Raw genomic sequence first — 4600 nt, 5'->3', positions numbered from 1 at the left:
CCTCCGCGGCGCTGCTGGCGCTGGGCACCGTGGCGGTGTTCCCGTTCGAGATGGACACGATCGTCCGATTGTCCGGCGAACGCCTGGTGGCAACCCACTACGGGTTCTACAACACCGTGGTCGGGGTCGGCATCCTGCTGGGAAACCTGGCCACCGGAACCGTCTTCGACCTGGCCCGGGCGGCCGGCTGGCCAGAGTTGCCGTGGCTCGGCCTGTTACTGATCGGGGCTGTGTGCGCCTTCGGGCTGCGCAGGCTCGATCGCGGCGGCCGGCTGGACTGCCAGGTGCCTGAGGACGTGCTGGTTGGCTGAACCGGGACCGGGGCGGCACGTCGCGTGCCGCCCCGGTCGCCGGTCAGGAGGTGGGCCTGGTCGCGCCCGCGTACTGGCTCTGCAGCGGCGAGATCTTCACGACGTCGCCGCTGGTCGGCGCGTGGACCATCTTGCCGTCACCGAGGTACATCCCGATGTGGGAGACCGGCGAGTAGTACGCGACGAGGTCGCCGGGCTGCAACTGGCTGCGCGGCACCGGCGTCCCGTATTGAGCCTGGGCCGCGCTGTTGCGCGGCAGGGTGATGCCCGCCTGCTTGTAGGCCCACAGCAGCAGACCGGAGCAGTCGAACGAGTTCGGCCCGGTCGCGCCCCACACGTAGGGCTTGCCCAGCTTGCTCAGCGCCGCGTTCAGTGCCGTCTGCGCGGCCGCGGTCGGTGCCTTGAGGCCGGGCGCTGCGCCGCCGGTGTCGCGCTGGGCGGCCTTGTCGGAGGCGCTCAGGTTGCCGTTGGCCGCCTTGAGCTGCTTGATCTGGTCATCAAGGCCCTTTTGCTTGGCCTTGATGTCGTCGGTCAGCTTGGCCGCGGCGTCCCGCGCGTCCTGCGCGCGCTTGGCGGCGTCGGTCGCCTTGGCGGTGGCGTCATTGGCCTGCTGAACGGCGCCCGTGAGGTTGTCCATCGCGCCGTTCTTCTGCGTCGCGATGACCTCCAGCGCCGAGGAGCGGTCGAGGAAGTCCTGAGTGGACGTCCCGGCCAGCAGCGCGGACAGCTTGTTCAGCTGGACGCCGCTGGTGAACGACGCGCCGGCGAACTTGTCCACTTCGGTCTGGTACTTCTTCTGGTTCTCGGCCGCCTGGGCCGCCTGGTTCTTCGCGGCGTCGGTGTCGCCGGTGGCCTTGTCGAGCTCGCGCTGCTTCGCGTCGAGGTCGCCTTGGGCCTTGAGCAGGTCTTCGTTCAGTTTCTCCGCCTGCGCGGCCAGCTCGCGGTACTTCGTGAGGGCGTCGGAGCCGGTGGGTGGGGCTTGGTGGACGGGGACGGGGGCGGCGGTGGCCGAGGGGAGGCCGACGGTGACGAGGGTGATCACCGATGCCGCGGCGAGAACGCCGGACATCACGCGCCTGATGGGTTGCGACTGCACGGTCGCGGGGCTCTCCTTTGCTAGTAGGCCGCCGGACCGGGGAGAAGCGAGCGGCGGGGGAGCCCGCTTCTCCGAGAACCGGCCGTACACAGGGCGCGTTGCGTCGTGTCAGGTAACGCAGACGCTGGTCGTCCGGTTCCGCCGGCAGCGATCTCTTGGCGCCGTCGTGGTCGACGGCTTCGGGCTGCGAGATCTCGGACAGATTACGAACCGCTAGGCTTCCCGTCTACCTTGTGCGGCAAGAAATTCTGACTTGTACGAATCGTGGTGGGGGGTTCACACTCAGCTACTACGTGTTATAGTAGGGTGGGTGTCCACTGGGGGGAGCTGTCGATGCCGGTGGACGGGCAAGGCGTGCTCGACGAGCAGGTCGTGATCGTCGAGGGCTCCATTCCAGACTCGAGCTGGACCGTGGTGACGGTGATCGTCACCCTCGTCTTGTTGTGCGTCATCGCCGTTATCCAGCGGTATAAGCGATCCTGATAAAATACTGTCTTTGTGAGGCTGGCTCTGTCGGTCTCTTCTTGCTTGATGCCGTGTCCGGGCTGAAATCCTCGTCGTTGTAGACCTTGCTGCCTTACCGTCGATCACATGGTGCTCGGGGTGACGCGGCCTTTACAGGGTCGGATTCTCGTCGTGGTCGGCGTTGCAGTGGTCGTGGTGTGTTCGGTGGTCGGCGTCGTGCGGGCGTTCGTTCCGAACGGCATGGGGATGGCAGGTCCGCACGGAATGCCGCTCACGGAGATGCCGGAGATGTTCCTTGCCGGCGCGGGCATTTTGCTGGCTGTCGTCGGCATGCTGCTTCGGACGCCGCGCGTCGTCGCCGCTGGTGCGGTGCGCGGCCGCCGCGTGGTGGCGGCTGTCGCGACGGCGGCCTTGACGATCGATGTGAGCAAGACCTCAACACTCGGGTTCGTGATTCCCGGCATGCGGGCCGAGTACGGCATCGGTGCATCCGCGGCGGCGATGCTGGCGGTAGGCGGATTGAGCGGCACCGCGACCGGGGCGCTGGTGTTCAGCCGACTCTCTGAACATATCGGCCGCCGAGGCTCGTACCTGCTGGCCACGCTCGGGTTCACCGCGACCAGCATGTGCGGCTGCATGCCAACTTTTGCCGGCAATGTAGTGATGTGTTTCCTGATGGGGATCGCGGTCGGCGGCCTGGCTCCGCTGCTGGTGACGATGCTCGCCGACCTCTTTCCCGGTGGTGTGCGCGGTCCAGCCGTTGCGGGCTTGTCGATGGTGGCCACGGCGATCGGCTACCTGGTCGCGTCGAGTTCGGCCTTGTGGCTAGAACCGACGTACGGGTGGCGGGTTCTGTGGTTAATTGGCACCCCGGCAGGCATTCTGCTCGCCGCGGTCGCGGTGCTGGTGCCCGAACCGACGCGCACGGAACAGCCCGCCGCGACCGGCGAGGTCGTCGCGTCCCAGCGGGGGTTTGCCGCCCCGCTGCAGTGGCTCAACGCCGGGGTGATCGGGCTGATGACCTTCGGACTCACCACCTGGGTCCCGACCTTGGCGAGGACCGGCGGGCTGGCTACGAGCACGGCGAACGCGCTGTTGACCGCCGTCGCCGCGTTCATGGTGCCCAGCGCCCTTTTGCTCACGTTGGCCTACCGGCGCGTCGGAGCCATTCCGCTGGTCGTCCGGATGGCATTCGGCACGGCCATCGCTCTCCTCGCGCTGGCAGCGTCCGGGGTCACAGCATCGCTGGCTTGGCTATCGGCATCGGTACTGGCGGTCGCGTTGTTCTCGGTCAACACGATGGCAGCAGTCTTCCTTCCGGTATCGGCGGACCTCGCCGATTCGCGTCGTCGCGGCAGGGTGACGGGGACGGTGTCGTTCTTCAACCGCCTCGGCGGGTTACTCGGCCCACTGGTTCTAGCGCTGATCGTCTCGTCGGTCACGGACGTCCTATGGGCGGTGGCCGCACTGGCTCTGTCCTGCGGAGCAGTCGCGTGGTTCACTGGCCGTCGGCACCGCCGCGCCAGTCGAGGCAAGCGATCGGTGGACGAGGTATTCGGCCAGCTGTGACTTTACGCATTAGTGCACTAACATATTTACGCACATTAGAGTGACGGCGGATACGAACTGGATCTCGTTGAACCCGGCCCTGGCCGCCGCGAGACACATCGCGGGTGAACTCTGGAGACCGTTGCTTATCCGCCGACGGCGCTGTTCTCGTCCCTCGCGGTGAGGAGGTCCTCGCGTGCGCGGGCAACGCGCGAGCGGATGGTGCCGATGGGGCAGTCACAGACCTCGGCGGCTTCGTCGTAGGAGTAGCCGAGCAGCTGGGTCAGGATGATCGCTTCACGACGTTCGAGGTCGAGCCCGTCCAGCAGCAGGCCCAGCTCGACGACGTCTTCGAAGCCCGCGCCCGTTGTCCGCCGGGCCGACTCGGTTTCGACGGCGGTCTCCCAGTCCTGCCCGTCGGAGCGGGGCCGGGCGGATCGCGCGCGAAAATGGTCGACGACCACTCGGCGGGCGATCGCCAGCAGCCACGTCCGGGCAGACGACCGTCCCGCGAACCGTGCCAGCGCGGTGACCGCGCGGGCGTAGGTCTCCTGGGTGAGGTCCTCGGCGACCGCGGCCCCGGCCAAGTGGACGATGAACCGCCAGACGTCGGCTTGAGTCGCGCGGATCCACAATTCGAAGGCGTGCTGGTCGCCGCGGGCGGCGTCGAGCGCGAGCGCGGTGATCCGCTCGTCATCGCGGTTCCTGCCGGTCGTCACGAGCAGACACCGTAGCCGACACCGGTGGGAACTCCGGCGGCCCGGTGACCGACCATTGGAGTGTGAACTGCTCTGACTTGCGCGAATCGCTCTCGGCCCGGATCGACGGGGAGCAGCCCGTGGTGGCCGCCGACGCCCTCGACCGTCACCTGGCCGGCTGCCCCGCGTGCCGGGCCTGGCAGGAGGAGGCGACCGCGCTGCGCCGCGCGACCCTGGTCCGGGAAGCGCCGCGGGTCCCGGACCTCACGGCGCGGATCCTGGCCGAGGTGCCCGCACCCCAGCCCCAGCAGTGGGGCCTGCGGCTGGCCCTCGGCCTGGTGGCGCTCGTGCAGAGCGGCCTCGGCCTGGCCGAACTGCTGGGCACCGACGTCGGCGACGCCGGCCACGGCGGCCTGCTCGCCGCGGCGCACCTCGGCAACGAGAGCGCGGCCTGGAACGTCGCCGTCGGCATCGGGCTGCTG

5 protein-coding genes and 1 pseudogene are annotated in these 4600 nt (G+C 68.4%); 4 read left to right on the top strand and 2 right to left on the bottom strand.

Features of this window, described 5'->3' with window-relative positions; translation table 11 throughout:
* Window positions 1-311 (top strand): annotated as a pseudogene (locus ACWEVN_RS46715) (MFS transporter); the annotation flags it as partial.
* A gap of 43 nt (window positions 312-354) precedes the next feature.
* On the opposite strand, the gene ACWEVN_RS46710 reads toward ACWEVN_RS46715, so the two are convergent.
* Window positions 355-1407 (bottom strand): C40 family peptidase, encoded by a 1053-nt coding sequence (locus ACWEVN_RS46710; protein ID WP_452055565.1) that lies wholly within the window; start codon window positions 1405-1407, stop codon window positions 355-357.
* A gap of 306 nt (window positions 1408-1713) precedes the next feature.
* On the opposite strand from ACWEVN_RS46710, the gene ACWEVN_RS46705 reads away from it, so the two are divergent.
* Window positions 1714-1890 (top strand): hypothetical protein, encoded by a 177-nt coding sequence (locus tag ACWEVN_RS46705; protein ID WP_452055564.1) that lies wholly within the window; start codon window positions 1714-1716, stop codon window positions 1888-1890.
* A gap of 108 nt (window positions 1891-1998) precedes the next feature.
* Window positions 1999-3441: an MFS transporter gene (locus ACWEVN_RS46700; RefSeq protein WP_452055563.1), complete on the top strand. Its 1443-nt coding sequence runs from the start codon at window positions 1999-2001 to the stop codon at window positions 3439-3441.
* Window positions 3442-3566: 125 nt separating this feature from the next.
* On the opposite strand, the gene ACWEVN_RS46695 is transcribed toward ACWEVN_RS46700, so the two are convergent.
* Window positions 3567-4139: a sigma-70 family RNA polymerase sigma factor gene (locus ACWEVN_RS46695; protein WP_452055562.1), complete on the bottom strand. Its 573-nt coding sequence runs from the start codon at window positions 4137-4139 to the stop codon at window positions 3567-3569.
* A 62-nt stretch (window positions 4140-4201) separates the two neighbouring features.
* Between ACWEVN_RS46695 and ACWEVN_RS46690 the strand changes: the two genes are divergently transcribed.
* On the top strand, window positions 4202-4600 hold a 399-nt coding region (locus ACWEVN_RS46690), incomplete at its 3' end, for a zf-HC2 domain-containing protein (protein ID WP_452055561.1).

The sequence above is a fragment of the Amycolatopsis sp. NPDC003861 genome (assembly GCF_053605405.1).
This window is presented reverse-complemented; position numbering and strand designations above follow the sequence as displayed.